This is a genomic window from Brevundimonas sp. CEF1 (assembly GCF_051353055.1).
In the GTDB taxonomy this organism is placed as follows: Bacteria; Pseudomonadota; Alphaproteobacteria; order Caulobacterales; family Caulobacteraceae; genus Brevundimonas.
Genome location: NZ_CP195593.1, coordinates 2,556,609 through 2,582,878 on the forward strand (window position 1 = coordinate 2,556,609; position 26,270 = coordinate 2,582,878).

The following is a 26,270-nucleotide window of genomic DNA, read 5'->3' on the forward strand; positions in this document are numbered from 1 at the left end:
CCTCGAGGGGGAGGGCTTTAGCGTCCTTCGCCGCCTCCTGCTCGCCGCGCCCCTCGCGCTCGCCGCCTGTGGGTCCGCCCCGCCGCCGCCTGCCCCGCCCCGCCTCTCGCCGCTGAAATCGGTCGCTCCCTTCCCCGTCGGCCTGTGCGCCATGACGGGCCAGCTCAACGATCCGCAATGGGTCGATCTCGTCCGCACCCACTTCAATCAGCTGACCCCCGAGTGGGAGATGAAGATGGAGCGGATTCTGACGCCGACGGGCGGTTACGACTTCTCGGCCGCCGACCGCATCGCCGCCTTCGCGCGCGACAACGGCTTGCGCCTGCACGGCACCACCCTGATCTGGTACGCGCAGGACCATCCCTATTTCCATGATCTGGACCAGGCCCGGTTCACAGCCGAATACGACCGCTGGATCGCCACCGTCGCCGGACGCTATCGTGGGCAGGCGGTCGGCTGGGACGTGGTCAATGAGCCGGTGACCAACGACGGCGAAGGCCTGCGCGACTGTCTGTGGAGCCGACGTCTGGGTCAGGACGGCTACATGATCCGCGCCTTTGAACAGGCCAAGGCCGCAGACCCCGACGCGGTCCTGTTCATCAACGACTATAATCTGGAGAACACGCCGAAGAAGGGCGCGACCTTCCTGCGCACCGTCGAGCGCCTGCTGAAGGCCGGCGCGCCCATCGGCGGACTGGGAACCCAGTCCCACCTCGACATCGAGATCCCCCCCGGCCAGACCGCCGCCTTCATGCGCGAACTGGCTGCGTTTGGCCTGCCCGTCCACGTGTCCGAACTGGACGCCTCGCTGCGCGCCGACCGCCGCCTCGACACTCGGTCGCAGGCGCAGAAGCTGACCCAGCAGAAGGCGCGCGTGGTCGAACTGGCCGAGGCCTTCATGGCCCTGCCCCCGGCCCAGCGTTACGCCTTCACCGTCTGGGGCCTGCGCGACACCGACAGCTGGCTGCGGCGCGGCGGCGAGGACGACGGACGTGACCAGCCCCTGCTGTTCGACGCCCTGGGCCAGGCCAAGCCCCTGGCGGCGGCGCTTGAGACGGCGTTCCGCGGCTGAGGCTCAAGGCTTTCCTCCCCATTCCATGGGGAGGTGGATCGGTCGCGATAGCGGCCGAGACGGAGGGGGCGCCGCCGCCGTTGCCCTTCGCACCCCAAAACGTCACCAGAACTTCAATCGTCGCGTCGCCCCCTCCACCGCTACGCGGTCCCCCTCCCCATTCCATGGGGAGGAAAGGCGCGAAGGCCGAGATTTACCGGAACGCAACGCCCGCCTGATCTAACGGCGTCATGAAACTGATCCACGCCCTTCAGGACAACTCCGACCCCAATTCCCTGGTGTCGCGCTTTCGCCGCGCCCGCGCCAAACGCGTCACGGCGTTGATCGAGGCCATCCACGCCGACAAGGGCGCGGTGCGGATCATCGACCTGGGCGGCGAGCCGGAATACTGGAACCTGTTCCCGCGCGACTTTCTGGACGCGATGAAGGTCCGCATCACCCTGGTCAATCCAGGCGGCTTCGAGGCCGTGGACGAGACCCTGTTCGACAATGTCGACGGCGACGCCTGTTCCCTGCCCCAGTATGCAGACAACAGCTTTGACCTGGTCCATTCCAACTCGGTCGTCGAACATGTCGGCGACTGGGTGCGCATGGAGGCCTTCGCCGCCGAGGCGCGGCGCCTGGCCCCGCGCTACTACGTTCAGACGCCCTATTTCTGGTTCCCGATCGAGCCCCACTTCTCGGCGCCCTTCTTCCACTGGCGCAGCGAGCAGAGCCGCGCCCGCGCCCTGATGCGCAAGGCCCACGGCTTCTCGCAGAAGGCGCCCGACATCGGCGCCGCCATGCGCGACGTCCAGCACGCCCGCCTGCTGGACAAGACCCAGTTCCGCTTCCTCTTCCCCGACGCCGCCCACCACGACGAGGTGGTGCTGGGCCTGACCAAGTCGGTGATCGCGGTTAGGGGCTGAAGCTCGCTTCTCCTCCCCATTTCATGGGGAGGAAAAGAGTGCGCCGTCGCGCTCAAGCAGGCCGAAGGCCGTTAGCGCCCCAGCAAAACAAAACGCCCGCCGGTTTCCCGACGGGCGCTCTGATCTCAGACCCTGAGTGGAGGCTCAGGTCGGCTTTCAGGCGGCGACGTTGATCGCGCCTTCCGACGGGTCGCGCAGGACATAGCCCCGGCCCCAGACGGTTTCGATGTAGTGCTTGCCGCCGGCGGCCGTCGCCAGCTTCTTGCGCAGCTTGCAGATGAAGACGTCGATGATCTTCAGCTCCGGCTCGTCCATGCCGCCATAGAGGTGGTTCAGGAACATTTCCTTGGTCAGGGTCGTGCCCTTGCGGAGCGAGAGCAACTCCAGCATCTGATATTCCTTGCCGGTCAGATGCACGCGGTGACCATCGACCTCGACCGTCTTGGCGTCCAGGTTCACGGCGATCTCGCCGGTGTGGATGATGGCCTGGGCGTGCCCCTTGGAACGACGGACCACGGCGTGGGTGCGCGCGATCAGCTCGTCCTTGTGGAAGGGCTTGGTCAGATAGTCGTCGGCGCCGCCGCCGAAGGTCTTGACCTTGGTCTCGATCTCGTGCGTGCCCGAGAGGATCATGACCGGCGTATTGATCTTGCCGACGCGCAGCTGACGCAGAACCTCAAGGCCGCTCATGTCGGGCAGGTTCAGGTCCAGAAGAATAAGGTCGTAGTCATAGATCTTGCCCAGATCGATGCCTTCTTCACCCAGGTCGGTCGTATAGACGTTGAAGCCTTCCGACTTGAGCATCAGTTCGATGCTCTGGGCCGTGGCGTGATCGTCTTCAATCAGCAGGACGCGCATTCATGCCCCTCCAGGCAAAGCTTGGATACGACCGCCAAGGGAGCGACGGCCGGGTAACCTTGTTCCAACGTTAACGGGCGAAAACCTTAAGAAGGGTTAACGGGTCCCGATATGAAACGCCTAAGGTGATTTGCGAATCGCCGTCCAGAGTCCCGAGTCAAGGATTCGTTAATTTATTAACCATGCGGCGCGACATGCCCCCTTGACGCGTCCGACATCCCCTGCCGCGCATCCCATTCTCCACAGCCGATCCCGCGCCCGGCAAGGCGAAGCGACCGATTCTGACGTCGATTAGGACAAGATTCCTAACCTACCCCGCAAACGACCACATGATGGGGACCACAGAAAAATAGGTTCAGGAGCAACTGACGACATGGAATCCTATCGGGCCGAGCCCTATCGCGTGCCGGTGACGGAGGGCGACCGCATCCGCGCCGACGCGGCCCTGCATCTGGCGGCCTACGCCTTCGGGGTGCCCGCGACCGAGATGCTGCGGCGCGAGCGGGTGCGGCCCCGCGCCTGCCGCGCCCGCTGGTCGGCCATGTACCTGGCCCATGTCTCCTATGGCTGGCCGCTGGAGCGGGTCGGCCACGCCTTCGGCCTGAACCGGGTCACGGCCTCGACCGCCTGCCGCTGGGCCGAGGACGCGCGCGACGACGACCGCTACGACGCCGTCATGGACGGACTGGAGACGGGCCTGCGCGCCATATCGGAACTACCCGCCGTCGACCTGGCCGTGATGGCGGGAGGCGGCCGATGAGCCGGATCCTCGAACGCGCCCGATCCCTGCTGGACCGCCCCGGCGCCTGGCTGGACCAGTCGGGCGCGGCCTATCCCCTGCGGCTGGGCGGCGACCGACGCGGGCGGGTGGTCCTGACCCTGGACGAGGCGGCGTTCCGCGCCCTGATCGAGCGCCCCGGCCTGAGGCGGCGCGACGGCGGCGGCTGGCTGCCCCGCCCCAGGGCCGTCGCAAACAATTCGCCGTCACCCTCCCCGCCCGGCCGCCCCGGCCTTATCGAGGGCGAGCGCCCCGTCATGGAGCCGGACGGCCGCCTGACCACGCGCCGCGCCAATCTGGGCGAAAGTCCCGTCGCCTGGCTGGCCCGGCGCAAGGACGCCTCGGGCCGTCCCTGGCTGAGCCCCGCCGAGGTCGCGGCGGGCGAGCGCCTGCGCCGCGAAGCCGAGATCGCCCTGTCCGGCCCCTCCCTGACCATGCGCTGGGACGCCCTGCCCCGCTCGAGTTCAGGCGGCGCCACGGCCCGCGTCGAGCCCAGCGATCGCGCCTTGTCGGCCTCGGCCCGCGTCGAGGCCGCGCTGAACGCCTGCGGCCCGCGCCTGCGGGCTCTGGTCGAACAGGTCTGCATCCACGGCACGTCTCTACAACTGGTCGAACAGTCGCTGTTCCTGCGCCGCCGCCAGGGCAAGACGGTGCTCAAGCAGGGGTTGCAGGCCTTGGCCGAGCACTACGGGATCGGGTGAACGGCGCCGCGAAGGCCGCGCGGGTTCGGTTCGGCCAGCCCCTCAGACCCCGGCAAACGCCGTGACACCGGGGGCGCCGCCATGACTCATCCACAAAAACCGGCGTTATCCACAATTGTCAACAATTGTTAAGGACGGGCGCCTTGGCCGTGTGGCTCGGTGATTCGCATGGAACCCTTGGGGGAAGCAGATCGCGCGCTGGACGCCTTGTGGCGGGGGCTTTACGGCCAGCCCCTTCCGCTGCGCGGCGCGGCGAAACTGGCCCTCGAGATCATCATTGAAACCGAGAGGCCCCAATGGCTGCCAGAATCCGCCGACGTCGTTCCGTTTGGGCCCTCTCGGCCTTCGAGCTCCTGCTCCTGATCCTGGCCCTGGCCGCCCTCCTGGGGGCCTTCCTGTCGATCGCCTGAGGCCCCAATGAAAAGGCCCGCCCCGGCGAACGGGGCGGGCGAAGTCAGAGGGATCACACGATCCGCGAACGCGCCATGCAGGTCAGACGCGTCCAGCCGAGTCGATCGAAGCCTTTCCGGGAACTTCGATCACCCGCCAGAAGCAACAAATCAACACAGTTGTCAATATGTCGTCGCCGCGTCCCTGATCCGGCCGACCATGCTGTTCAGGCCATTGGCGCGCTGACGGGTCAGGGCCGAGGGCAGTCCAAGGCGGTCCAGGGCGGTGCGGGCGTCGAAGGCCAGAACCTCGGCGGGGGTGCGGCCGGAATAGAGCTTCAGCAGCAGGGCGATATTGCCCTTGGACAGGGCGCTGTCCGAATCCGCGTCGAAGAACAGCCGCCCGTCGGCGCGGCGGGTCGACAGCCAGACCTGCGCGGCGCAGCCCGGCACCTTATTGGCCTCGATCCGGGCGTCTTCCGGCAGGGGCGCCAGACCCTTGCCCAGGTCGATGACGTATTCGATCCGCCCCTCCCAGTCGCCCAGCAGGTCGAATTCCTCGACCAGTTCGGCCAGGGTCTCATCAAGGGTCAGGGCGGGAATGACGTCGTTCGGGCTCATGCGGGCGACATAGGCCCCGGCGGCGTTAACGACAACCGCCGCATTCATCCCCAACTGTCTGGTCAGGATGCCGCTTTCCCAGTCGCGCAGGAGGCGAGCAGCCTAGGGCGCAGCCTTGTCGCAGCCTAAACTGCACTGTTTGATTCACTGACGCGAAGTCCCGGTTTGTCCCGCCCCGCCGCCCCGCCCGACGCCGTCGAAACGCCCGCCGTGATACGCGGCGGCGCGGCCCTGGCCGTCTGGCACGCCGGTTGGGCCGCCGCGGTCGGGCTGACCGCGCTGGGCGGCGCCTGGTTCGGGCAAGGCGCCCAGGCCCTGGACACGCCGGCGGCTCTCGCCATGGCCACGCCGGGCCTGCTGGGCCTGGTTCTGCTGGGGCGCGACGGCCCCATGACGCGCGCCGCCCTGCTGGCCGCCTGGTCGCTGGCGGCGATCGCGGCGGCGGGCCTGTCAGGCGGCCTGACCGGACCCCTGGGCGCCTTCGTCTTCATGCCCGTCGCCGCCGCCATCGCGCTCGGGACAGCTCAAGGCTTGCTGCGACTGGCCCCCTTCGGCGCCCTGGGGTCGGCCCTGGCGGCGCTGGCGGGCCTGATCGCCGCCGCCGTCCACGGCGCGCCGGACGCCTCGCCCGGCATGGCCGCCGTCACCGCCCTGCTGACCGCCGGCGCGACCGCCATGGCCTTCCGCCTCAGCGCCGTCGAACAGGCCCGCCGCCTGGGGGTCGCCGCCGGCGACCTGGCCCGGATCGAGACCGTCCTGGCGGGCCAGCCCGGCCTGACCCTGGTGCTGGACGCCTCCGGCGCCGCCCTGGCCGCCTATGGCGCGGCCCCCTCGGCCCTGCCGGTCGAGCCCCTGTTCGAAGACGGCCTGATCGCCGCCGTCCACGCCCCCGACCGCCCCGCCGTCCTGGCGGCCCTGGCCAAGGCCCGCACCGGCGTCGAGGCCCAGGCGCGCTTCGCCCCGCGCCTGGCGCTGGATCGCCGCATCCTGCTGGTGCTGCGCCGGCTGGGCCCCTCAATGGGAACCGACGAGCCGCCGCGCCTGATCGCCCTGGCCCTGGACGCCACCCTGGCCCACGCCCGCGAGGCCGGGCTGGAGGCCGCCCGCGTCGAGGCCGAGGCCCAGAACGCCGGCAAGTCACGCTTCCTGGCCAATATGAGCCACGAACTGCGCACCCCGCTGAACGCCGTGCTCGGCTTCTCGGACATCATGCGCCAGGGCCTGTTCGGCCCCGTGCCCGAGCGCTACGCCGACTACGCCCGGTCGATCCACGAGGCCGGCGGCCACCTGCTGGACCTGATCAACGACGTGCTGGACGTCAGCCGCATCGAGGCCGCGCGCTATGACCTGAGCATCGAACGCTTCGACGCGCGCGAGGTGGTGTCGGAAGCCCTGGCCCTGGTCCGGGTTCAGGCCGACGACAAGGGCGTGGATCTGGCCGCCGTCCTGCCGCCGGACGCCCTGACCGTCGCCGCCGACCGCCGCGCCCTGAAGCAGATCACGCTGAACCTGCTGTCCAATGCGGTGAAGTTCACCCCGGCGGGCGGGTCCGTGACCGTCAGCGCCGAGGCCCTGGGCCCCGATCTGGAACTGACCGTCGCCGACACCGGCGTCGGCGTCGCGCCCGAGGATCTGGTCCGCCTGGGCCGCCCCTTCGAACAGGCCGGCGGCGCCGAACAGCGCGCGCAAGGCACCGGCCTGGGCCTGTCCCTGGTCCGCTCACTGGCCGAACTGCACCAGGGCGCCATGAGCATCGACAGCACCCTGGGCGAAGGCGCCGCCGTCACCGTCCGCCTGCCCGTCGTCGTCGCCGGCCGCGAACCCGTCGAGGGCGAGGCCCAGGTCATCCCCCTGAACCGCACGGCCTGAGACGACCGCCGCCGTCAACGCACCGGGAAGCGGCCTCGCCGAATGTCGGCTAGGGGTGGGAAGCGGAAGTCAGAGGCCGAGGATGCTGACCGGCGTGTCTTCATCCGGGCGTTCCTCCAGCCAACCGGCCAACGCGCTGAACAGCGCGTCTTTCGCTGTCGCCTCGTCGCTGTCACTGACGACAGATCTTAGACTCTTGGCCAAGCGTGCTCGGGCTCCGACGCTCAGCTCAAACACGCCGTATCTATGCCCAGTGGTCCAATCTGGCGCTATGGCGCGCAGATGGGGCTCAATGAGGTCGAACGCCTCCTCCCTGATCGCGATGCCCGCGCCGATTTCCCCTGGCCAACGCCCGTCGGCGAACTGAACGGTCTCACCCTCGGCAAGTCCGGTTGTGAGGGTGAAGTAATCGGCCTTCTGCACGCAGCGATCTCCATCAGATCAGGCATCATGGCTCGTTCCCTGATGTCCGCTATGGGGCGGAAGCAGACATCGCCACCCTCACCACAAACCGTCACCCGGATGGCCCGCAGGGGGTCAAGGCCTTCAGCTCAATGGCGCCGGCGGAGAGGCCGCAAGCGCCTGGGCTCGGGGTTCGCTTCGCGCCCCGGAATGACGCTGAGGGGCGATCTCGTTTCTCGGTGCTGAAAGCCGATCACCGACGGTCGATCGGCCACCGGATGAAGGCCAGGATCCAGAGACCGAGGAGGTTGGCGTAGGGGATGAAGGCCAGGATGACCCACCAGCGCGAGAAGCCGAGCCGCCGCAATATTCTCGCCGCCGGGTATCCTAGAAAAACCAGCACGGCGCCGAAAACGAGCCAGTGCCAAATGCTGAAACCACCCATCTCTTGCCCCCCAAAAACGACAACCTATGCCAGATCACAGGTCTGGCAATACGTCAGGGCTCGCTGCCCGGATCAGCCGACGGCCTGAAGCCGCGCGGGTTCCTCCAGCGCGTCGCGGACGGCGGGAAGGCGGTTGCGGCTGATGGGCAGGGGCGCGCCTTCGTCCATCAGCAGGCGGCCTCGGCCGCCGTCCCGCTCGAAGCCCTGGACGTGGGTCAGGTTGGCGATCACCGAGCGGTGGACCCGCAGGAAGCTGGCCGGCAGTTCCTTTTCCAGTCGATCCAGTCGGGCGGCGTGCAGCAGGCGCCGACCGTTCGTCAGGCGCAGTTCGACATAGTCGTCGGCGCCGACGATGGCGACGATGTCGTCCAGCGGCGCTCGCTGGACCCCACGCGACGAGGCGACCGTCAGGCAGTTGGGGCGGGCGGCGGCGCGGGTCAGGGCGGCCTCGCGCGCCTGATCGGCGCGGCCCAGCCGAACGACCTCGGCCATCAGCAGGGGCAGGACGAAGCCCACGGCGAACAGGAAGTAGGACAGGTCCACCAGCCATCCGGGGAAGGCCAGACCAATGGCGATGAAGACGCCGAGATAGGCCAGCATCGGACGCGCCCCCGGCAGACGGCGGCGCACGGCGACGGCGGTGATCGTTGCGGACAGGCCCAGGCCGATCATCACGGTCAGGGCGGTCTTCAGATCAAAGCCGGGAGCGAGCCAGGTCGCGCCCACGGCGACCGCCGCCAGGACGACCACCGGACGCCGCGCCTGGGGCCAGAAGCGCGACACGACATAGGCGACCAGCAGGACCGCAAAGGCAGCCGTCAGCCCCCAGACGCCGACCAGCCGCAGGGCGTGAACCGGATAGGCGTAGGGCAGCAGGGCGCGCAGGCTCTCCAGCATGGCCTGCAACCCCGCCGCTCCGGCCAGGGCCGCCAGCGCCAGGCTCGAACCGGTGCGGCGCAGGCTGTAGATGACGCCGAAGCCGAAGGCGGCGGCGAACAGGGTCCCTGCGGCGAGGAAGGCGACCGCGACCGGAACCGTCCGCGACGGCCAGGGATAGGGGGCGACCATGATGGCGCCGACGGGATTGTCCAGACGCACCAGGCCGTGGAAGGACGACAGGCGAACCACCACGCGATTATCGGTCGGCCGCCACATCCGCTCGGGGATCGGCAGGGCCGTCTCATAGCGCCCGGGCGTCTCCGCCGCCTTAGATCCGCCCGGCCGCCCATTGGTGCCCAGCTTCTGACCGTTGAGCCAGGCCTCCGACGAAGCGGCCCCGACGACATAGAGGGCGACAGGATCGTCGCCGGTCGGACGCTGCACGCGCGCGCGCAGCCACAACTCCCGCCCCTGCGGATCGATGACGCCGTCAAGCGGGCGACAGTCGCTGAGGACAGGTCCGGCGGCGCCGGGTTCGCCGCTGCACGTCTCCCACGCCTCCTGCGCTCGCAGCGCCGTCGGCGGCGCGGTCAACAGAATCACGAAGAGAAGAATCCGCCACATGGCGGCGACCCTATCGCCATTCGCCGCAAAGCGCTGCCGTTCACCGATGCAGGCCGACCATTCACCGAAGCGCGCCCCGCAGCGCCGCAAAGCCTGCTTCAACCAGGGTCATGACCCACACATCCCTGAACCGCCGCTCCATCCTCGCCGCCGCCGGCCTCGCCCTTCCCGGCCTGGCGCTTCTGTCCAAGGCCGCCCAGGCTCAGGACGCCCAGCCCCCGGCCGGGCCCTTCCGCTACAAGTCCGGCGACGGCCAGGAGGTCGACGCCGAGCGCGGCTACTTCGAGGTCCCCGAGGATCGGCGCATCCCCGGCTCGCGCCGCATCCGCATCGGCTATGTGCGCTTCGCCTCGACCGCCAAAAATCCAGGACCGCCCATCATCTATCTGGCCGGCGGACCGGGCGGGTCCGGCGTGCGCACCGCGATGGGGCCGCGCTTCCCGATCTTCATGGCCCTGAGAGCGGTGGCCGACGTCATCGCTCTGGATCAACGCGGCGTCGGCCTTTCGTCCAGCATTCCCGACCGCGACACGACCACCCCCTACCCCGTCATGACCCATGCCGGCGTCACCGCCTGGTATCGCGAGGAGATGCAGAAGGCCTGGATCGACTGGAGCCGCGCCGGCGTCGCCATGACCGGCTACAACACCGAGCAGAACGCCGACGACATCGAGGATCTGCGTCGCCATCTGGGGGTGGAGAAGGTCAATCTGTGGGGCATCAGCTACGGCACCCACCTGGCCCTGTCGGTGCTGAAACGGCATCCGAATTCGATCGGTCGCGTCGCCCTGGCCAGCCTGGAAGGTCAGGACCAGACCATCAAGCGCCCGGCGCACATCGACATGTTCCTGGACCGCGTCGATCAGGTGATGGGCGCAGCCCCCGCCGTCCGCGCGGCCATCCCCAACATGCCGGCCCTGATGCGCCGCGTGCATGAGCGGATGGAGGCCGATCCGGCCACGGTGACCTTCGCCGGTGAAAACGGTCCTATCGACGTCAAGGTCGGCGGTTTCGGGGTTCAGCTGCTGGCCTCCGCCCTGGTCGCCAATCCGCCGCAGCTATCCATGCTGCCTAAGATCTACCTGGCGCTAGACGCCGGACAGACCGACAGCCTGGCCTCGATCATCCCCCCGCCCCACCGCTATTTCGGCATCTCCGGCATGCCCGAGGCGATGGATATGGCGTCCGGCATCTCGCCCGCGCGCCTGGCGCTGATTGAAAAGGAGGCGAAGACGGCCGTTCTGGGCGACGCCTTCAACCTGCCCATGCCGCATCTGCTGGGCGCCATCCCCGGCGTCGATCTGAGCGAGGACTTCCGCCAGCCCATCCGCATCGAGACCCCCGCCCTGCTGGTCGCCGGCTCACTGGACGGCCGCACGCCCCTGGAGGAACAGGCCGAGGTCATCGCCCAGTTCCAGAACAAGACCCAGGTGCGGGTCGAGAACGCCGGGCACAATGTCTTCGAGGCCCACCCCGAGGTCACGCCCCTGCTGGTCAAGTTCTTCCGCGAGGAAGCGGTCAGCGACACCGAACTGACCCTGCCGCCGCCGACCTTCGCGGTGGCCTGAAGCGGTGCGAGCGCCGCCGTCCGTCTCAGCCCTCTTCGCTGAACGGCGGCGGCAGGCGACCGGCCTTGAAGATGATGGTCGGGTGTTCGTCGTAATCGCCCATTTCAGTATCGGCCGAGACCGAAAAGGCGACGACCCCGAGACGCAGCGGCGCCAGACGCTCGGCCTTGCGGCGCGCCTCCTCGGCGTCCTTGCAGCCGACCTGGGGCTCGGCGCGAAGGGATGAGCCCTTGCCCTGAACATAGGCCTGAATGATGTAGACGGTTTCGCTTGCCATCCGTCGTCAAGGGGCCTGTTCGGCTTCGGGGTCAACCGCCTTTTGGCGCTTGCGCCCTAGATCGCGCCCATCGTCAGGAAGGCGCGGCCGGCGGCGAAGTCGCCCGCCTCGAAGCGGGCCTCGGCGACGCTGTCGTCGCGGAACAGGAACTCGACGACGAAGGTCTCGCGCGGGTCCAACTGGGCCAGGGCCTCGGCGGCGTCCGCCGGGAAGATCCAGGCCTCGCCCTGACGCGCGCCCTCGGTCAGCAGGGTCGGGGCAGCGGCGTGGGACCACCCCGCGAAGAAGACGCGGCGCCCCGTTTCCGGCGGCAACCCGCCGCCGGTCAGCCAGACGCGCGGTGTCTTGTCGCGGTCGCGCATGACGATCCGCGCCGCATAGGGGCGGGGCTGTCCGGCGAAAGAGACGACGGCGGTCGGAACCGTCGTCTTCGGCCCCGTTCCCGCCAGACCGAAGCGCACGGGCGAGCGGCCGGTCGCGCTGTCCTGCACCAGCCGCCAGCCGGCCGCCTGGCTTTCATAACGGTCGCCGCGCCAGGCGGAACGGTCGCCGGGGAAACTCATGCGCGCCGCGCGCATCCAGCCGGCGAAACCCGCCTCCACCCGCGCCTTCACCCGATTCAGATCGCCGTCGTCGCAGGCCGTGCGCGCCGCCTTGGTCCGGGCGCGGGCGGCGGCGGCGGTCAGGTCGGCGGCGGGCGCTCCGGCGCGCAGGGCCGCACCCCGCGCCTGCAGGGCCGCCGCGTCCAGGGCGGCGATCAAAGCGGGCTCGAACAGGTCGCATTTGCGATGCGCCGCCAGCATGAAGGTGCGGTCGTAGAAGGCGTCCGTCACCGCCGCGCGCGCCGCGCCGACCGGCAGACCCGCCATCATGGCGGCGACCGCTGCGGCCAGCATTCTACTGGCGGTTCGGGGGGAAAGGCCTATCCTCATGCCCCGACCTTAGGGGCCGCATGGTTCCGGTCCCGTGTCCAAGCAGGGTTAGCGAATTGCTTCTTTCCACCGACGTCTGGGCCGGCGCCCTGATCCGCCGCGCCGAATTGGAGGGCGCCTACACCACCGTGGTCAAGAAGGGCGACGCTCGCGGCGGGGCCGTGATCGTCAAGGCCTACAACACCTCTGAACGGACGGCGCGCCTCTATACCGAAGCCACCGGCCAGGACGGCGAGCCCCTGTGGATACAGCCCGTCGTCAGCGAGACGGAGAGCGAGCTGGACGCCTATATCGAGCGTCAACGCCGCTATGACCCCGACCTCTGGGTGGTCGAGATCGAGGACAGGCAAGGCCGGCATTTCCTGACGGAGAAGGTGCAGGAGGGATAGAGGCGACGCTCGTCTTTCCACCCCATTCCATGGGGAGGTGGCGCGGCGCCGAAGGCGACGTGACGGAGGGGGCAACCGCCCTGTGCAAGTTCGCGCTTCATTCCAGCCGCCGTCGCGTCGCCCCCTCCACCGCTACGCGGTCCCCCTCCCCATTTCATGGGGAGGAAAGTTACGCCGCCTCTCCAAATCCAACGGGCCTCAAGTAGCGCGCAGCGCGGTAGGCCCCACTAAAATGGTAACCGTCCTGTTCACCCCGTTCGTCAACGGGACCGCAAGCGAGCCCGTCGTAAACCTGTCTCATCGGGCCAGAAGGGCCTGGCTAGCGGTGGACGGCCAATGCTGTTTCTCTTGAACGACGTCGTCTTCGATCTGGACGAGGCCTGCCCGGCCCCGAGCCACGACGTGCGACGCTTCGAGAAGCTGGACTTCGACTATGTGCTGGAGATGGGCTGCGACCTGTTCGCCGAGGATCCCATGCTGCACCGGAACGATCCGGCCCGCGCCCGGCGTCTGGCCTGGCTGATCGCGCACAAGACGGAGGGCGTGAACGCCGCCCTGTTCGCCGCCCCCGACGCCGGCTGTGCGCCCGAACTGGTCGAGCCGCGCTTCTGCGCCCTGCCTGAGATGGTCATGCGCCAGCTTCAGTCGCGCGCCGCCCACGGTCGCCTGAGCGCCGTCGCCGCCGACAAGGCCGTCTGGGGCCGCCTGGCGGCCTGACGCCGCCGCCCCTTCCGCGAGACAACAACGTTCGGTATGCCTGACGCCTATCGCCGCGGGGGGAATCGACGTGCGCCATTTCAACCACCTGTTGCAACGCCTTCGCAAGATCGTCGCTGTCGCCCTCCTGTCGGCCACGACGGCGGCCCTGGCGGGGATCGCCCCGGCCCACGCGGACTGGCTCAAGGCCGAGAGCGAGCGCTTCATCGTCTATAGCGACGGCAACGAGGGCAAGCTGCGCGAGTTCGTGCAGGAGTTGGAAGGTTTCGACCGCCTGCTGCGTCTGCGCATGGGCCTGACGGTCGAGGAGGCGCCGCCCCGCAAGCTGCCGATCTATCTGGTGGGCTCACGCAGGGGTCTGCTCCAGGTCAGCCCCGATCTGGCCGAGAACATCGCCGGCTTCTACATGGCGACCGACGAGGATATTTTCGGCATCGCCCTGCGCGATCAGACCGTCAACACGCTGAAGCACGAGTACGCGCATCACTTCATGATGCAGAACTTCGCCTATCCCTATCCGGGATGGTTCGTGGAAGGCTTCGCGGAATATTACGCCACGGTCGAGATCGAGAAGTCCCGCATCCTGGTCGGCAAATACAATCAGAACCGCGCCTACTGGCTGCAGGCGGCGTCATGGATGCCCATGACCGAGTTGCTGTCCAAACGGCCGCTGCAGACCGCGCGCAACCGGGACAGCTACTATCCCCTGGCCTGGCTCCTGACCCACTGGTTCGTGGGCGATCCCGACCGGCAGAAGCTGCTGAGCGCCTATCTGCGCGATGTCGGCGAGGGCGGGGACCCTGTCGAGGCGATGCAGCGCGCCACCGGGCTGAGCCCCACCGAGCTGAGCCGCACCCTCCGCCGCTACATGAGGGGGCCGATGCCCTACCAGATCATGACCCTGAGCTTTCCCCAGCCCCCGGTCACGGTGACCAGGCTGCCGCGCTCGGCCAACGACCTGCTGCTGCTGAACCAGAGGCTCAAGGTCGGCGTCCCTGACGATCGACGCCCCGCCACGGCCGAGGAGGTGCGTCGCGCCGCCGCCCGCCACCCCGACGATCCCCTGGCCCTGCTGGCGCTGGGCCATGCCGAGCTGCATTTCGGGGACGCCGCCGCCGCCGAAGCGCCCCTGCAACGCCTGCTGGCGATGGAGCCCGACCATGTCGAAGCCCTGCAGTATCTTGTCCGCGCCCGGATGGAGGCCGCCAGGGACGCTGAGAGCCCGGAGGAGGCCGAGCGGCTGGAGAACGAGGCCCGCGCCCTGCTCCACCGCGCCTATCGCGCCGACGACGCCAACTACGCCACCCTGCTGTTGATCGCCGAAAACCGAGCCGGCGGCGTCGGCTACCCCAACGATAACGACGTGACCGTGCTGGAACAGGCCTTCACCCTGGCGCCCCAACTGGGTTCGGCGCGCATCAACCTGGCCCAGGTGCTGATGTTCAAGGACCGCAACGCCGAGGCCATCGCCCTGCTGGAGCCCCTGGTCAACGACCCGCACCGCCCATCATCCGGCGCCCGAGAGATGCTGCTGCGCGCCAAGGGCATGAGCGAGGCCGAAGCAGACGCCGAAGAAGCCGAAATCCTGCGCCAGGGCGAAGCCGAGGACGAGGCGGACGGCGAAGAACCGCCGACCGGGAACTGATCCCCCCGGATCGGACTCGGCTAAAAGAGTCCGAACAGGATATGCACGCAGGTCGCCATCAGGGTGATGAGGCCGAAGCCGGCCAGAAGGCAGAAGGCCGGATGGATGTTGCGCTCATTGCGGACGGGCGGGACCTTGCCCGGATGCACCAAAGCCATGTCGTTTCCTTTCCCTTGCGGCGTCGATCTCATGGACCGGCGTCTCACGAAAACGAGCATGCCCCTAAAAGCCCCGCTTCGCGAAGGGTCTTTCACACAATCGTGACAATCGACTTTTAGCCCCGCGCGCGCTACCTGCCGCCCCATGTCGAAACTGACCCTGCCCGAGGAGGCTGCGCGCCGTCGCACCTTCGCCATCATCGCCCACCCAGACGCCGGCAAGACGACGCTGACCGAGCATATCCTGCTGGCGGGCGGGGCCATTCGCGCGGCGGGCGCCGTGCGGGCGCGTGGCGAGAACCGGCGGACCCAGTCCGACTGGATGAAGATCGAGAAGGAACGGGGCATTTCGGTCTCGGCCTCGGTCATGACCTTCGAGCACACCACGGCCGACGGCGTGGCCAAGATGTTCAACCTGCTGGACACGCCGGGCCACGAAGACTTTTCGGAAGACACCTATCGCACCCTGACCGCCGCCGACTGCGCCATCATGGTGCTGGACGCCGCCAAGGGCATCGAGCCGCAGACGCTGAAGCTGTTCGAGGTCTGCCGCCTGCGCGACATCCCGATCATCACCTTCATCAACAAGCTGGACCGCGAAGCCCAGGACCCGATGGCCCTGCTGGACGAGATCGCCAGCCGCCTGCAACTGGACCCGGCCCCGATCTGGTGGCCGGCCGAGAGCGGCAACCGTCTGCGCGGCATGGTCGAAATGGGCACCGGCAGGTTCCAGCCCTATACCAAGAAGCCCGCCGGCGCCGCCGAGGACCCCGGCCACCCCGAGGCCCTGCCCCTGGCCGAGGCCGCGCAATACTTCGAGGCTGGCGAGCACGAAGCCCTGATGGAGGCCCAGGAACTGGTCGAGGCCGGCTATCCCGCCTTCAACCGCCAGTCCTTCCTGGAAGGCCACATGACGCCTGTGCTGTGGGGCTCGGCCCTGCGCCACTTCGGCATCGACGAGCTGCTGGCCGCCATCGGCGAATGGGCCCCGCCGCCCAAGGTCATGCCCGCCCGCAAGGAAGCCCCGCCCGAGACCCGCAACGCCCCGGCCCCGGTCGAGATCGCGGTAGAGCCCGGTCAAGCCGAGGTCACCGGCTTCGTATTCAAGGTCCAGGCCAATATGGACCCCAACCACCGCGACCGCATCGCCATGTTCCGCATGGCCTCGGGATCGTTCAAGCGCGGCATGAAGCTGAAGGTACAGAACACCGGCAAGCAGTTGTCGGTGAACGCCCCCATCATGTTCTTCGCCAGCGACCGTGAACTGGCCGAGGACGCCTATGCCGGCGACGTCATCGGCATTCCCAACCACGGCGTGCTGCGCGTCGGCGACAGCCTGTCGGAGAGCGGCATGATCCGTTTCGCCGGCCTGCCCAACTTCGCCCCGGAAATCCTGCAGCGCGTGCGCGTCAAGGACCCGCTGAAGGCCAAGCACCTGAAGAAGGCGCTGGAAGGTCTGGCCGAGGAAGGCGTGACCCAGCTGTTCCGCCCCGAACTGGGCTCGGACTTCATCGTCGGCGCCGTCGGCCAGCTGCAGTTCGAGGTCATGGCCGACCGCCTGGGCGAAGAATACAACCTCGACGTCGTCTTCGAACCCTCGCCCTATGCCGAGGCCCGCTGGGTGGCCGGCGACAAGGCCGACCTCGAAGACTTCGCCGGCAAGTATCGCCCCCAGATGGCCGTCGACATCGACCAGGCCCCGGTCTTCCTGGCCAAGTCGAGCTGGGAAACCGGCTACGTCTCCGAACGCTTCCCCAAGATCGCCTTCACCAAGACGAAAGAGCGGGGCTAGCCGCCTTCTCCTTCCCCGCCACAGCCGTGCCGACACCCGATCCTCGGGTCAAGCCCGAGGATAACGGCGCGGCGGCGTACAGGGGTAAGGTGCTCTTGCATAAACCACCATGGGCGGGCTCAATCCGCCCATGGCTGTTCCATATCGAAGCAATCTGGTCCTCGGCATCTGCGGCGTGGCCCTGGTCGGCAATATCGCCATAGTGATCTGGCGGCTGAGCCAGGGTCCGGACAGCCCCCTGGCCTGGCTGTTCGTGGCGACGCACGCCATGATCGCGCTTAGCATGGCCTTCCTCATACGACGCCATTGGCGTCTGCCCAGCTGACAGCAGCCTGTCTCAGGTCTTGCTGATCGACACCCCGCCGTCGACCAGCATGGCCGTTCCGGTCATGAAGCTGGAGGCGTCCGACGCCAGGAACAGGGCTGCGCGGGCGATCTCGTCGGGCGTCGCCATCCGCTTCAGGGCGTGCATCCCCTCGACGAAGGCGATGATCTCGGGCGTGTGGGCGAACTCTCGTCCGGCCTCGGTGTCCGTGCCGCCGGGCAGCAGGCAGTTACTGCGCACGCCCTTGCTCCCGAACTCGGCGGCGATGACCCTCGACAGGCCGACCAGCCCCGCCTTGGCCGCGCCATAGGCCGCCATGCCCGGCATGCCGATGGCGTGGCCGACAAAGGTCGAGGTGAAGATCAGCGAGCCGCCGCCGCGCGCCAGCAGGGCGGGGATCTGATGCTTGGCGCCCAGAAAGGCGGCGGTCAGATTGACATCCAGCGTGTCCCGCCAGCGGTTCAGCGCGATCTGATGGGTCGGTTCGTTGGCCCCGATGGCCCCGGCGTTGTTCAGGGCCACGTCCAGACCGCCGAACCGTTCGACCGCCGTCCGCACCAGCCGCTCGGCCAGAGCCTCGTCGCGGATGTCGCCCGGCACGGCGACGGCGCGCCCGCCCTCGGCCTCGATGGCGGCGACCAGGGCCAGAAGCTCGGCCTCGCGCCGAGCCGTGACGACCACCGCCGCGCCTTCGCGCGCGAACAGGCGGGCGGCGGCGGCGCCGATGCCGGAGCTGGCTCCGGTGATGATGGCGATCTTGTCGGTAAGAGCAGGCATGACGACCTCGTGCGTGGTTTAGGCCGTCCTCCTGTCATGTCCGCCGGACGCGGTCTGGCGGTCTTCGGACGCCGCGTTCCCGCCCGCGACCGATCATCGTTTTTGCGATTGTCATGCCCGGCCGATAGGCTGGGGGCGAGGGGGATTTCGCATGGTGATTCAGCAAGACGGCGCGTCGAACCGCCGAGCGCGGCGCGCATGGCGCGGCCTGCTTCTGGGCGCCGCCGCCCTGCTGTCGGCGCAGTCCGCCCAGGCGGAATGGCGCCGCGCCGAGACGGCCAACTTCCTCGTCTATGGCGAAGGCTCCGAGACCGACCTGCGCCGCCACGCCGAGCGACTGGAGCGCTTCGACGCCCTGCTGCGCCGTCAGTTAAGCGTGCTGCCGATGGAGGGGGGACGAAAACTGCCCGTCTATCTGGTCTATACGAACAGCGATCTGAGGCAGACGAACCCCAACCTGCCCGAGGGGGCCGCCGGCTTCTATTCCGCCAGCGAGATTGACGTCTATTCCGTGCTGAACCGGCGTAGCGGCGACGACATCCTGTTCCACGAGTACGCCCACCACTTCATGTTCCAGAACTTCCCCGGCGGCTATCCGGGCTGGTTCACCGAGGGCTTCGCCGAGTTCTTCATGACCACCGGGGTTGATAATCCGGACAAGGTCAGGGTCGGCTATTTCAATCCGGGCCGCCTGCATACGCTGAACGAGGTCCCGTGGATTTCGACGGAGGCCCTGCTGGGCAGCCGCCCCCGCGATCTGGAGACACGGGCCGCTCGAAGCGCCTTCTACGCCCAGTCCTGGCTGCTGACCCACTACATGTTCATGGACGCCGGGCGACGACGAGGGCTGGACGCCTATCTGGCCGCGACGGCCCAGGGCATGCCGCCGATCGAGGCGCTTCAAACCCATCTCGGCCACACGCCTGACAGTCTGGAGAAGGCGCTAAAGGCCTATTTGCGCGGAAACATGGGCTATGCCGAACTAAGCCTGGATACGACCAGCCCCGCCATGACCTTCCAGACCCTGCCGGCCAGCGCCGACCGGATGCTGTTGGACAGTCTGACCATCCGCTATCCCAAGAGTGAGGCTGAAGGCCAGGCCCTGTTGCGAAAGGTGCGGGGCGACGCCGCGCGCTACCCCGGCGACCGGCTGGCCCTGGTGACGCTGGGGCGGGTGGAACTGACCTGGGGCGAGGCAGAGACAGGCGAGGCGGCGCTTCAACAGGCCCTGAGCGTCGCGCCCGACGATCCCGAAGCCCTGCTGCTGCTGGCCCAGGCGCGCATCAAGGCCGGGGATGAGGCGCCCGAGACGCAGGTGGCGCGCTATGTCGAGGCGCAAGCCTATCTGGCGCGGGCCCTGCAGGCGGACCCGACCGACTACCGCATCTATCTGACCCTGGCCCGCATCCGGCGCATCGCCGCCTCCTATCCCAGCGACAACGACCTGCAGACCTGGCGATTGGCTGTCTCCTATGCGCCGCAGGTGATGAGCGCCCGCGCCCAGGCCGCCGACGCCTTGCTGAAGGTCGGGCAGCGCGAGGAGGCGGCGGTCATGCTGGCCCCGGTGGCCAATAATCCGCACGGCGGGCCGCACGTCGAGCGCGCCCGCGCCCTGCTGGATCAGATCAAGACGTCCGGCGTGGGCGAAACCGCCTCAGATTGACGACGCGGACGCCGCCTCGGCCTTCGGGGCGATCTCGAAGCGGGCCATGAACCACTGGACCAGGGGGCCGTTGGCCAGGGCGTAGAGGACGGTGCCGACGCCGGCCACGCCGCCCAGCAGCCAGCCCATGGCCAGGACCGCGACCTCGATCGCCGTGCGCGCCCAGCCGATGCGCCAGCCGCTGATACGCACCAGACCCGTGGTCAGGCCATCGCGCGGGCCGGGGCCGAGGCCTGCGCCGATATAGGCCGCCGTCGCCGCCCCGTTCAGCACGATGGCCGCCGTCAGGAAGGCGATCCTCAGCGCCAGCCCCTCGATGGGCGGCAAGGCCCACAGGGCGACATCCGCCGCCGTGCCGATGAGCAGGACGTTGCAGATGGTCCCCACGCCCGGCTTCTGGCGCAGGGGTATCCAGACCAGCAGGACCAGCAGCCCGACCAGGTTGACCACCATGCCGAGGCTGATCCCCGTCCGCTCCGACAGGCCCTGATGCAGGACGCTCCACGGATTGAGGCCGAGGTCGGCGCGGACCATCAGGGCCAGGGACGCCCCGTAGAGCAGCAGGCCGATTTGAAGCTGGATGAAACGACGCATGAACATGGGGCCATAGAGCGCATGATTGGCCTTGTTTTATAGGGCCGCTTTCGCGAGGATGGCCTTAGATCGCTTTCAACCTCGGAGCGCCCCTCCTTCCTCTGCCTTCCCCCCCGCCGTCATCCTCGGGTCAAGCCCGAGGATGACGGCGGTGGAGTTAGGCGACGCCCTGAGACGGAGAAGACCTTTATGCGCGACACCCTGGTCAACGCCGCCTCCTTGTCGCGTCAGCTGAACGGCTGGCGCGGGCCGGACGGCGAGCCCGCCTATCGCCGCCTGTCCGAGGCGCTGAAGCTGATGATCCTGGACGGGCGACTGTCGCTGAACGCGCGCCTGCCCGGCGAGCGGCGTCTGGCCGAGACCCTGGGCGTCAGCCGCATCACCGTCAGCGCGGCGCTGGACCGGCTGCGGGCCGACGGCTTCGTGGTCAGCCGGACGGGTTCGGGCAGCTTCACCGCCCTGCCCGCCAGCCCGGCCTCGCGCCCGGTGCGGCTGGACGGACCGATGCAGAGGGAGGACGCGCCGGGGATCATCGACATGGCCTCGGCCGCCATGCCCGCCGACGAACAGGTCCACGCCGCCTACGCCCGCGCCCTGGAGGCCCTGCCCGCCCACCTGCCCAGCCGGGGCTATGAGCCGGTGGGGATCGAGGCCCTGCGCCGCGCCGTGGCCGAGCGCTACGCCGCCGACGGCCTGGCGACCGGGCCGGAGCAGATCGTCGTCAGCGCGGGCGCCCTCAGCGGTCTGGCCCTGCTGCTGCGGGCCGCCACCCGCCCCGGCGACCGGGTGGTGGTCGAGCACCCCGGCTATCCCCACGCCCTGGACGCCCTGGTGCAGGCCGGCCTCGACCTGACGCCCGTGGCCATGACGGCCCAGGGCTGGGACATGGACGGGATGCTGGCCGCCATCGCCCGCGTGCGGCCGCGGCTGATCTATCTGATCGGGGCGCACCAGAACCCGACCGGCCATGTCCTGTCGGCGGAAGACGAGGCCGCCATCGCGGCGGCGGCGGCGCGCGTCGGGGCGGTTCTGGTGCTGGACGACACCTTGCGCGAGCTGTGGTTCGACCGCCCGCCGCCGCCGCCGGTCGATCACGGCCCCCACGTCGTGCGGCTGGGTTCGACCAGCAAGCCCTACTGGGGGGGCTTACGCGTCGGCTGGCTGCGCGCCCACGCCGAGGTGGTCGAGGCCGTGGTGCGCCATCGCCCGTCCCTGGACCTGGGCGTGCCGGTCATGGAGCAGTTGGCCGCCGCCGTCCTGCTGGCCGGCGACCCGGCCCCGCTGGCGGCGCGCCGCCGGATCATCATGGCGCGCGAGGCCCATCTGCGGGCGCGGCTGGCCGAGGTTTTGCCCGAATGGAAGACGCGGCGTCCCGACGGCGGCCTGTCGCTCTGGGTCGAACTGCCCCGGCCCGACAGCACGCGCCTGGCCCTGGCCGCGCCGGATCATGGCGTGCGCATCCCGCCCGGCACCCGGTTCGGGATCAACGGCGCCTTCGACCGCTTCATCCGCCTGCCCTTCAGCCGCGAAGAGGCCGACCTGGACCTGGCCGTCGCGGGCCTGGCCGATGCCTGGCGTTCGCTGGACCGCCGCGAGCCGCGCAAGGCAAGGGCGCCCGCCGACGCCGAACCGGTGATCTAGCCCCGCCGCTCCAGCCCGAAGGTCATGGCGAACATCAGGATGCAGACGGCGCTGGAGGCCAGAAGCGCCAGCCCCGCCGAGCGGTCCAGCAGGACGCCGTAGCTGAGCGGCGCCGCCGCCTGAAGGAACCGCGCCGGGGTCAGGATCAGGGCCTGCCGCGTGGCGTAGTTCTCCTTGCCGAACAGGTGCAGCGGCAGGACGCCCGAGGCCACGGACAGCAGGCCGTTGCCCGCCCCTTGACCCAGAGACACCGCCCCGGCCAGGCCCTTGCCGCCGAAGAAGGCGATGGCCGCGCCCAAGGGGTGCAGCAGAGTAGCGAAGCGCAGCACAACGACCGGCGAGCCCTTGCCCGGCGCCAGGAAGGCCAGCAGCCGCACCACCACCGCCGCCCCCGCCATCAGGCTGGCCGCGACCGCCGCCTCGGCCGGCTCCAGCCCCAAGCGCCCCAGCAGGCGCGGCAGGTGGGCGCTCATGGCCGTGGCGATCCACCAGGCCCCGGCGAACAGGACCGCCAGCCGGATCATCCGCCCGTCCCAGCGCACTCGACCGGCCTCCGCCGAAGGACGCGGACCCGCGCGACCGTCCGGCAGCAAGATCAGATAGAGCGGCAGGCAGACCAGCAGATGCAACCCAGCCCAGCCGAAACAGGCCCCGCGCCAGCCGACCGCCTCGATCATGGCCAGGGTCAGCGGCCAGCCCAGCGCCCCGCCAAAGGCCCCGATCAGAGAGACGGCCGTGATCGGCTTCTTGGCCTCCTCGCCATGGATCGCCACCAGAACCGCGAAGGCGGGACCATAGAAACCGACCCCCATGCCGATCCCCAGGGTCAGGATGGACGCCACCATGCTGACCGGCCCCTGCGACAGGCCCAGCCCCGCCAGACCCAGGGCGAAGACCACCGAGGCGACCGTCAGAACCTCGCGCCCGCCGCGCCGGTCGACCCAGCGCCCGCCAAACGGACTGAGCGCCGCCGAGATCAGGAAGGCCCCCGACAGCCCCGCGAACACCAGCGAGGGCGTGGTCTTGGTCCCCGCCGCCAGCGGCTCGGCCAGCACCCCCAGCAGGTAGTAGCTGGAGGCGAAGGCGACGATCAGGCCGAAGCCGAGGACGGGAACGATCAGGCGATGAACAGGGGACGACATAGGCCGTTCTGATCCCCGCATTGCCGCCGGGACGAAAGCGACCTATCGGGAGGGGCATGTTCGAAAACCTCACACCCGGCGCCGCCCTGCCCTCGCTGAATGCGCTGCGGGCCTTCGAGGCCATGGCGCGGACCGGCAGCGCGACCCTGGCCGGGGCCGAGCTGAACGTGACCCACAGCGCCGTCAGCCGTCAGGTCAAGGCGCTGGAGGCCCAGATGGGGGTGCGGCTGTTCGAGGGGCCGCGTCACGCCCTGAGCCTGACGCGGGCGGGCCGCGACCTGCTGCCCAGCCTGACCGCCGCCTTTGACGGGCTCGCCGCCGCCGTGGCCAGGGCGCGGAGCGAGGGTCAGGACCTGCACGTCGCCGTCAACGCCAGCCTGTCGGTCAAGTGGCTGATCCCGCGCCTGGCCGACTTCGGACGGTTGCATCCCGAGATCCGGGTGCATCTGGTCGAACTGGCGCCCCATGCGGTCAGCCATCGCGGCGCCGATGTGGTGCTGCGCCTGCTGGACCCCGAGCGGATCGCGACGCTGAAGGCCGAGCGGATCATCCCCAACGCCGTCGGCCCCGTCATCGCGCCTGCTCTGGCGGGCGGTGACGCCCGCACGAAGGCGCTGAGCGCGCCGCGTCTGACGGCGCGGACCCATCCGAGCGGCTGGAAGGACTGGTCGGCGCTCAGCGGCCGGGCCTCGACCGCCACCTCGGAGCGCCCCGTCTCCCACCTGCATTTCGTGCTGGACGCGGCCCTGGCGGGATGGGGCGCGGCGGTCCTGCCCTGGGCCCTGGCGGCCGAGGCGGTCGCGGACGGGCGGCTGCTGGCGCCCTTCGGCTTCCACGCCGACGACGGAGCGGTCGCGGCCATCCCCGGCGCGGGCGAGGCGTCGCGCGCGCGGCGCGCCTTCGTCCGCTGGCTGGTCGATCAGGGGCGGGCCATGCCCTCGGCCCCCAAGCCGACCTGACTGCAACCTGAAGCTTTACTGAACGCGTCTTTCATCCGACACACGACCGTGGTTCTCTAGGGAGATGCGGCGCCGGGCTCCTTTCCTTCTCGGGGCGTCGTGGAGTTCTTGATGTTCATCGCTGTCGTCACCGCCGCGCTTGCGGTTCTGGGCCCGCCCCAGACGACCCGGCTCGTCTCCTATGACGAGGCGGTGCGGTGCGCCGGGCTGACCCAGGCGGCGTCGGAGCTGGAGGGCGGCGAGAGCCGCTATGGCCGCACCCTCTATGACGCCGCCCTCTATTGGTCGCTGGCGGCCATGCAGGCGGCGACCGCGGCGGGCCGCGACCCAAGCGTGGCCGAAAACGACCAGACCCGCGCCCGCCTCGATTCGGTGAAGCGTCTGTCGGCGGGCGAGGCCGACGCCCGCGCCGTGCTGACGCGCTGCCGCCAGAAGACGCCGCGACTGGGCTAGGCCGATGGCCCTTTCCTCCCCATTCATGGGGAGGTGGCGCGGCGATCTCAGGACCAGGCTCAGTGACTGGAGGACGGCGACGCCCCCTCCACCGCTACGCGGTCCCCCTCCCCATGGAATGGGGAGGAAAGCCAACCGTGGAAGTTCACACATATGCTCAAGCCGAACCCTTCGGGCGGCGCTGCGTTTGCTTGTCCGCAAGGAGGATCGCCCGTGCGATCCCGAAGCGGGACGACGAAGGCCAGCAATGTTCGAATTCGGCAGGGATCTGCGACGGTTGTTCGAGAAGGCGCGCGACAGCGACGATCTCGGCTGGCTGGAGCTGATCGGCGTCGGCCTGGTCGAGGTCGAGGCCCGCCAGCAGAGCGTCGATGCCGGGCGCGTCTCCTGCGCTCGTCCCCATGACGCCGCCCTGCGCGCCTCGGCCCTGTGGCGCGAGCATGCGCGTCGCAGCGGCGCCGCGACCAGTCTGGACAAGGCCGAGGCCGCCGCCCGCGACGCCGCCCGCCATGCGCACAACGACGACGAAACCATCCGCGCCACGCTGGAATTGGCCCAGACCGGGATGCTGGCCTTTGACCTGTGCGGCGAACCCGCGCGTCTGGACGCCATCCTGACCCTGCTGGCCGCCCTGCCTGCGGCCCGGCGCGGCGACACCGCCGCCGCCGTGGTCGCCCTGCACGCGCGGCTGCGGGCGCGTCAGGCCTCGGTGTCCGGCGAGACCTCCGCCCTTCAGGAGGCCGCCGCCCTGCTGGACGCCGCCCTGCACGGCCTGAGGGGCCAGCAGCGCCCGATCGAGGACGAGCTGCGGCTGGACCGCGCCGCCCTGATGCTGGAGGCGGGTCTGGCCGCGCGCGATCCCCGGATGCTGGATCAGGCCGGCGCCGACCTGCGCGCCCTGGTCGAGGCCGCCACGCCGGAACAGCGCCCCCTCAGCCGCGCCCGCGCCCTGGCCCTGTGCGCCGCCGGCATGGCGGCCTTGGCGGCCATCGCCGACGACGTCTTGGCCCGCGATCAGGCCCACGCCCTGTTCGACGCCGCCGCCGATCAGTTCACCCCCGACCACAGCCCGCTGGACTGGGCCGCCATCCAGGTGCTGCGCGCCGAGCGCGAGACCCTGCCCCTGCTGGTCCTGGTCCAGGCCGAGGCCCTGACCGAGGGCGGCGGACTGGTGCTGGGCGCCCTGGCCCATGAGCGGCGCGTGGCCCAGGAAACGACGCGCGCCGGCTCGGTCGGCGACCTGACCGCCCTGCTGGAGATCGAGGCCGGATTGCGCCGCCGCCTGGTGCGCCCCTCGATGACGTCGACGCCGCTGGACTGGGCCGCCGATCAGATCGGCATGGCCCGCATCGCCCTGGCCCGCGCCCGTTGGACCGGTCAGGCGCCCCATGATCTGGGCCTGATGCTGGTCGAGGCCGCCGCCACCGCGCGCGAATGCGGCGCCCCCGCCCTAGCCCAGCGCGCCGAGCGCCTGGCCCGCGCGCCCGAAGCGGTGTGAGAGACTCTTTCCTCCCCATGAAATGGGGAGGTGGCGCGGCGCCGCTGGCGACGTGACGGAGGGGGCGACGCCGCCTCTTCCTCGTTCTGCGCCCTCGCGTCGCCCCCTCCACCGCTTCACGGTCCCCCTCCCCATTTCATGGGGAGGAAAGAGAGAGCTTCAGCCCGGCCTTGACCCGGCCCCATTGGGCGCCT

Annotated in this window: 27 protein-coding genes; 16 read left to right on the plus strand and 11 right to left on the minus strand. The window is 69.6% G+C overall.

Translation table 11 applies throughout. The annotated features are described in order from the left end of the window. Positions 1-151 precede the first annotated feature (151 nt). Both ACR9FL_RS13010 and ACR9FL_RS13015 read left to right on the plus strand, forming a co-directional pair. The gene (locus ACR9FL_RS13010; protein ID WP_436355880.1) at positions 152-1,072 is read left to right on the plus strand and encodes an endo-1,4-beta-xylanase; all 921 of its coding nucleotides are present in this window, start codon (positions 152-154) and stop codon (positions 1,070-1,072) included. Between the two features lie 230 nt (positions 1,073-1,302). Continuing rightward, entirely contained in the window at positions 1,303-1,980 is a 678-nt protein-coding gene (locus ACR9FL_RS13015) for a methyltransferase domain-containing protein (RefSeq protein WP_436355881.1), read from the plus strand. A gap of 156 nt (positions 1,981-2,136) precedes the next feature. Here ACR9FL_RS13015 and ctrA read toward each other — a convergent pair whose 3' ends face one another. Continuing rightward, a complete protein-coding gene (ctrA, locus tag ACR9FL_RS13020; RefSeq protein ID WP_105564098.1) occupies positions 2,137-2,838 on the minus strand; it encodes a response regulator transcription factor CtrA in 702 nt (233 codons plus the stop codon). 373 nt (positions 2,839-3,211) lie between these two features. Here ctrA and ACR9FL_RS13025 point away from each other — a divergent pair, with 373 nt between their 5' ends. Together ACR9FL_RS13025 and ACR9FL_RS13030 are read left to right on the plus strand one after the other, a co-directional pair. Next, on the plus strand, positions 3,212-3,598 hold the full coding sequence (locus tag ACR9FL_RS13025; RefSeq protein WP_296175653.1) for a chromosomal replication initiator DnaA: 387 nt from the start codon (positions 3,212-3,214) through the stop codon (positions 3,596-3,598). Continuing rightward, on the plus strand, positions 3,595-4,317 hold the full coding sequence (locus ACR9FL_RS13030; RefSeq protein ID WP_436355882.1) for a DUF6456 domain-containing protein: 723 nt from the start codon (positions 3,595-3,597) through the stop codon (positions 4,315-4,317). Before ACR9FL_RS13025 ends, ACR9FL_RS13030 begins: the two co-directional genes overlap by 4 nt. A 572-nt stretch (positions 4,318-4,889) precedes the next feature. On the opposite strand, the gene ACR9FL_RS13035 is transcribed toward ACR9FL_RS13030, so the two are convergent. Then, a complete protein-coding gene (locus tag ACR9FL_RS13035) occupies positions 4,890-5,375 on the minus strand; it encodes a SufE family protein (protein WP_436355883.1) in 486 nt (161 codons plus the stop codon). 117 nt (positions 5,376-5,492) lie between these two features. On the opposite strand from ACR9FL_RS13035, the gene ACR9FL_RS13040 reads away from it, so the two are divergent. Beyond that, the gene (locus ACR9FL_RS13040; RefSeq protein WP_436355884.1) at positions 5,493-7,196 is read left to right on the plus strand and encodes a sensor histidine kinase; all 1,704 of its coding nucleotides are present in this window, start codon (positions 5,493-5,495) and stop codon (positions 7,194-7,196) included. A 69-nt stretch (positions 7,197-7,265) separates the two neighbouring features. Here the strand turns inward: ACR9FL_RS13040 and ACR9FL_RS13045 are convergent, their stop codons facing one another. From ACR9FL_RS13045 to ACR9FL_RS13055, 3 genes are all read right to left on the minus strand, one after another. Then, on the minus strand, positions 7,266-7,619 hold the full coding sequence (locus ACR9FL_RS13045) for a hypothetical protein (protein WP_436355885.1): 354 nt from the start codon (positions 7,617-7,619) through the stop codon (positions 7,266-7,268). Positions 7,620-7,851: 232 nt separating this feature from the next. Continuing rightward, complete coding sequence (locus ACR9FL_RS13050; protein ID WP_296175658.1) at positions 7,852-8,043, minus strand: hypothetical protein; 192 nt, start codon at positions 8,041-8,043, stop codon at positions 7,852-7,854. Between the two features lie 72 nt (positions 8,044-8,115). Further along, positions 8,116-9,546 (minus strand): LytR/AlgR family response regulator transcription factor, encoded by a 1,431-nt coding sequence (locus ACR9FL_RS13055; RefSeq protein ID WP_436355886.1) that lies wholly within the window; start codon positions 9,544-9,546, stop codon positions 8,116-8,118. A gap of 110 nt (positions 9,547-9,656) precedes the next feature. Between ACR9FL_RS13055 and ACR9FL_RS13060 the strand changes: the two genes are divergently transcribed. Further along, on the plus strand, positions 9,657-11,114 hold the full coding sequence (locus ACR9FL_RS13060; RefSeq protein ID WP_436355887.1) for an alpha/beta fold hydrolase: 1,458 nt from the start codon (positions 9,657-9,659) through the stop codon (positions 11,112-11,114). Between the two features lie 25 nt (positions 11,115-11,139). Here the strand turns inward: ACR9FL_RS13060 and ACR9FL_RS13065 are convergent, their stop codons facing one another. Together ACR9FL_RS13065 and ACR9FL_RS13070 are read right to left on the minus strand one after the other, a co-directional pair. Next, on the minus strand, positions 11,140-11,391 hold the full coding sequence (locus ACR9FL_RS13065) for a hypothetical protein (RefSeq protein WP_296175672.1): 252 nt from the start codon (positions 11,389-11,391) through the stop codon (positions 11,140-11,142). Positions 11,392-11,447: 56 nt separating this feature from the next. Further along, positions 11,448-12,287 carry a hypothetical protein gene (locus ACR9FL_RS13070; protein ID WP_296175674.1) on the minus strand — a complete coding sequence of 280 codons (840 nt, stop codon included), beginning with the start codon at positions 12,285-12,287 and terminating at the stop codon, positions 11,448-11,450. A gap of 92 nt (positions 12,288-12,379) precedes the next feature. Here ACR9FL_RS13070 and ACR9FL_RS13075 point away from each other — a divergent pair, with 92 nt between their 5' ends. The 3 genes from ACR9FL_RS13075 (at position 12,380) to ACR9FL_RS13085 (ending at position 15,074) form a co-directional block, all read left to right on the plus strand. Continuing rightward, positions 12,380-12,712 carry a DUF1491 family protein gene (locus tag ACR9FL_RS13075; protein WP_436355888.1) on the plus strand — a complete coding sequence of 111 codons (333 nt, stop codon included), beginning with the start codon at positions 12,380-12,382 and terminating at the stop codon, positions 12,710-12,712. A 336-nt stretch (positions 12,713-13,048) separates the two neighbouring features. Beyond that, positions 13,049-13,429: a hypothetical protein gene (locus tag ACR9FL_RS13080; protein ID WP_105564092.1), complete on the plus strand. Its 381-nt coding sequence runs from the start codon at positions 13,049-13,051 to the stop codon at positions 13,427-13,429. A 70-nt stretch (positions 13,430-13,499) separates the two neighbouring features. Then, entirely contained in the window at positions 13,500-15,074 is a 1,575-nt protein-coding gene (locus ACR9FL_RS13085) for a tetratricopeptide repeat protein (protein WP_436355889.1), read from the plus strand. A gap of 20 nt (positions 15,075-15,094) precedes the next feature. Here ACR9FL_RS13085 and ACR9FL_RS13090 read toward each other — a convergent pair whose 3' ends face one another. Further along, entirely contained in the window at positions 15,095-15,232 is a 138-nt protein-coding gene (locus ACR9FL_RS13090; RefSeq protein WP_296175683.1) for a hypothetical protein, read from the minus strand. Positions 15,233-15,377: 145 nt separating this feature from the next. On the opposite strand from ACR9FL_RS13090, the gene ACR9FL_RS13095 reads away from it, so the two are divergent. Both ACR9FL_RS13095 and ACR9FL_RS13100 read left to right on the plus strand, forming a co-directional pair. Beyond that, complete coding sequence (locus ACR9FL_RS13095; protein ID WP_436355890.1) at positions 15,378-17,024, plus strand: peptide chain release factor 3; 1,647 nt, start codon at positions 15,378-15,380, stop codon at positions 17,022-17,024. 130 nt (positions 17,025-17,154) lie between these two features. Then, positions 17,155-17,349, plus strand: a complete 195-nt coding sequence (locus ACR9FL_RS13100; protein WP_296175685.1) for a hypothetical protein — start codon at positions 17,155-17,157, stop codon at positions 17,347-17,349. A 12-nt stretch (positions 17,350-17,361) separates the two neighbouring features. Here ACR9FL_RS13100 and ACR9FL_RS13105 read toward each other — a convergent pair whose 3' ends face one another. Further along, positions 17,362-18,126, minus strand: coding sequence for an SDR family oxidoreductase (locus ACR9FL_RS13105; protein ID WP_436355891.1), 765 nt, complete (start codon positions 18,124-18,126; stop codon positions 17,362-17,364). A gap of 151 nt (positions 18,127-18,277) precedes the next feature. Between ACR9FL_RS13105 and ACR9FL_RS13110 the strand changes: the two genes are divergently transcribed. After that, the gene (locus ACR9FL_RS13110; protein ID WP_296175689.1) at positions 18,278-19,789 is read left to right on the plus strand and encodes a DUF1570 domain-containing protein; all 1,512 of its coding nucleotides are present in this window, start codon (positions 18,278-18,280) and stop codon (positions 19,787-19,789) included. Here ACR9FL_RS13110 and ACR9FL_RS13115 read toward each other — a convergent pair. Then, on the minus strand, positions 19,781-20,383 hold the full coding sequence (locus ACR9FL_RS13115; protein ID WP_296175692.1) for a YczE/YyaS/YitT family protein: 603 nt from the start codon (positions 20,381-20,383) through the stop codon (positions 19,781-19,783). The two genes, ACR9FL_RS13110 and ACR9FL_RS13115, sit on opposite strands and share 9 nt — an antisense overlap. A 189-nt stretch (positions 20,384-20,572) precedes the next feature. Between ACR9FL_RS13115 and ACR9FL_RS13120 the strand changes: the two genes are divergently transcribed. After that, the gene (locus ACR9FL_RS13120; RefSeq protein WP_436355892.1) at positions 20,573-22,024 is read left to right on the plus strand and encodes a PLP-dependent aminotransferase family protein; all 1,452 of its coding nucleotides are present in this window, start codon (positions 20,573-20,575) and stop codon (positions 22,022-22,024) included. On the opposite strand, the gene ACR9FL_RS13125 is transcribed toward ACR9FL_RS13120, so the two are convergent. Beyond that, positions 22,021-23,166 (minus strand): MFS transporter, encoded by a 1,146-nt coding sequence (locus tag ACR9FL_RS13125; RefSeq protein WP_436355893.1) that lies wholly within the window; start codon positions 23,164-23,166, stop codon positions 22,021-22,023. The genes ACR9FL_RS13120 and ACR9FL_RS13125 overlap by 4 nt on opposite strands. A 56-nt stretch (positions 23,167-23,222) precedes the next feature. Here ACR9FL_RS13125 and ACR9FL_RS13130 point away from each other — a divergent pair, with 56 nt between their 5' ends. The 3 genes from ACR9FL_RS13130 (at position 23,223) to ACR9FL_RS13140 (ending at position 26,076) form a co-directional block, all read left to right on the plus strand. After that, positions 23,223-24,125, plus strand: a complete 903-nt coding sequence (locus tag ACR9FL_RS13130) for a LysR family transcriptional regulator (protein WP_436355894.1) — start codon at positions 23,223-23,225, stop codon at positions 24,123-24,125. Positions 24,126-24,236: 111 nt separating this feature from the next. Further along, a complete protein-coding gene (locus tag ACR9FL_RS13135) occupies positions 24,237-24,578 on the plus strand; it encodes a hypothetical protein (RefSeq protein WP_436355895.1) in 342 nt (113 codons plus the stop codon). A 247-nt stretch (positions 24,579-24,825) separates the two neighbouring features. Next, positions 24,826-26,076 (plus strand): hypothetical protein, encoded by a 1,251-nt coding sequence (locus ACR9FL_RS13140; protein ID WP_436355896.1) that lies wholly within the window; start codon positions 24,826-24,828, stop codon positions 26,074-26,076. Positions 26,077-26,270 lie beyond the last annotated feature (194 nt).

Coding starts and splice junctions, on each gene's coding strand:
- ACR9FL_RS13010 (WP_436355880.1), top strand. CDS start 152: ATGACGGGCCAGCTCAACGATCCGCAATGGGTCGATCTCGTCCGCACC.
- ACR9FL_RS13015 (WP_436355881.1), top strand. CDS start 1,303: ATGAAACTGATCCACGCCCTTCAGGACAACTCCGACCCCAATTCCCTG.
- ctrA (WP_105564098.1), bottom strand. CDS start 2,838: ATGCGCGTCCTGCTGATTGAAGACGATCACGCCACGGCCCAGAGCATC.
- ACR9FL_RS13025 (WP_296175653.1), top strand. CDS start 3,212: ATGGAATCCTATCGGGCCGAGCCCTATCGCGTGCCGGTGACGGAGGGC.
- ACR9FL_RS13030 (WP_436355882.1), top strand. CDS start 3,595: ATGAGCCGGATCCTCGAACGCGCCCGATCCCTGCTGGACCGCCCCGGC.
- ACR9FL_RS13035 (WP_436355883.1), bottom strand. CDS start 5,375: ATGAATGCGGCGGTTGTCGTTAACGCCGCCGGGGCCTATGTCGCCCGC.
- ACR9FL_RS13050 (WP_296175658.1), bottom strand. CDS start 8,043: ATGGGTGGTTTCAGCATTTGGCACTGGCTCGTTTTCGGCGCCGTGCTG.
- ACR9FL_RS13055 (WP_436355886.1), bottom strand. CDS start 9,546: ATGTGGCGGATTCTTCTCTTCGTGATTCTGTTGACCGCGCCGCCGACG.
- ACR9FL_RS13060 (WP_436355887.1), top strand. CDS start 9,657: ATGACCCACACATCCCTGAACCGCCGCTCCATCCTCGCCGCCGCCGGC.
- ACR9FL_RS13065 (WP_296175672.1), bottom strand. CDS start 11,391: ATGGCAAGCGAAACCGTCTACATCATTCAGGCCTATGTTCAGGGCAAG.
- ACR9FL_RS13070 (WP_296175674.1), bottom strand. CDS start 12,287: ATGCTGGCCGCAGCGGTCGCCGCCATGATGGCGGGTCTGCCGGTCGGC.
- ACR9FL_RS13080 (WP_105564092.1), top strand. CDS start 13,049: ATGCTGTTTCTCTTGAACGACGTCGTCTTCGATCTGGACGAGGCCTGC.
- ACR9FL_RS13090 (WP_296175683.1), bottom strand. CDS start 15,232: ATGGCTTTGGTGCATCCGGGCAAGGTCCCGCCCGTCCGCAATGAGCGC.
- ACR9FL_RS13095 (WP_436355890.1), top strand. CDS start 15,378: ATGTCGAAACTGACCCTGCCCGAGGAGGCTGCGCGCCGTCGCACCTTC.
- ACR9FL_RS13100 (WP_296175685.1), top strand. CDS start 17,155: ATGGCTGTTCCATATCGAAGCAATCTGGTCCTCGGCATCTGCGGCGTG.
- ACR9FL_RS13105 (WP_436355891.1), bottom strand. CDS start 18,126: ATGCCTGCTCTTACCGACAAGATCGCCATCATCACCGGAGCCAGCTCC.
- ACR9FL_RS13110 (WP_296175689.1), top strand. CDS start 18,278: ATGGTGATTCAGCAAGACGGCGCGTCGAACCGCCGAGCGCGGCGCGCA.
- ACR9FL_RS13115 (WP_296175692.1), bottom strand. CDS start 20,383: ATGCGTCGTTTCATCCAGCTTCAAATCGGCCTGCTGCTCTACGGGGCG.
- ACR9FL_RS13120 (WP_436355892.1), top strand. CDS start 20,573: ATGCGCGACACCCTGGTCAACGCCGCCTCCTTGTCGCGTCAGCTGAAC.
- ACR9FL_RS13125 (WP_436355893.1), bottom strand. CDS start 23,166: ATGTCGTCCCCTGTTCATCGCCTGATCGTTCCCGTCCTCGGCTTCGGC.
- ACR9FL_RS13130 (WP_436355894.1), top strand. CDS start 23,223: ATGTTCGAAAACCTCACACCCGGCGCCGCCCTGCCCTCGCTGAATGCG.
- ACR9FL_RS13135 (WP_436355895.1), top strand. CDS start 24,237: ATGTTCATCGCTGTCGTCACCGCCGCGCTTGCGGTTCTGGGCCCGCCC.
- ACR9FL_RS13140 (WP_436355896.1), top strand. CDS start 24,826: ATGTTCGAATTCGGCAGGGATCTGCGACGGTTGTTCGAGAAGGCGCGC.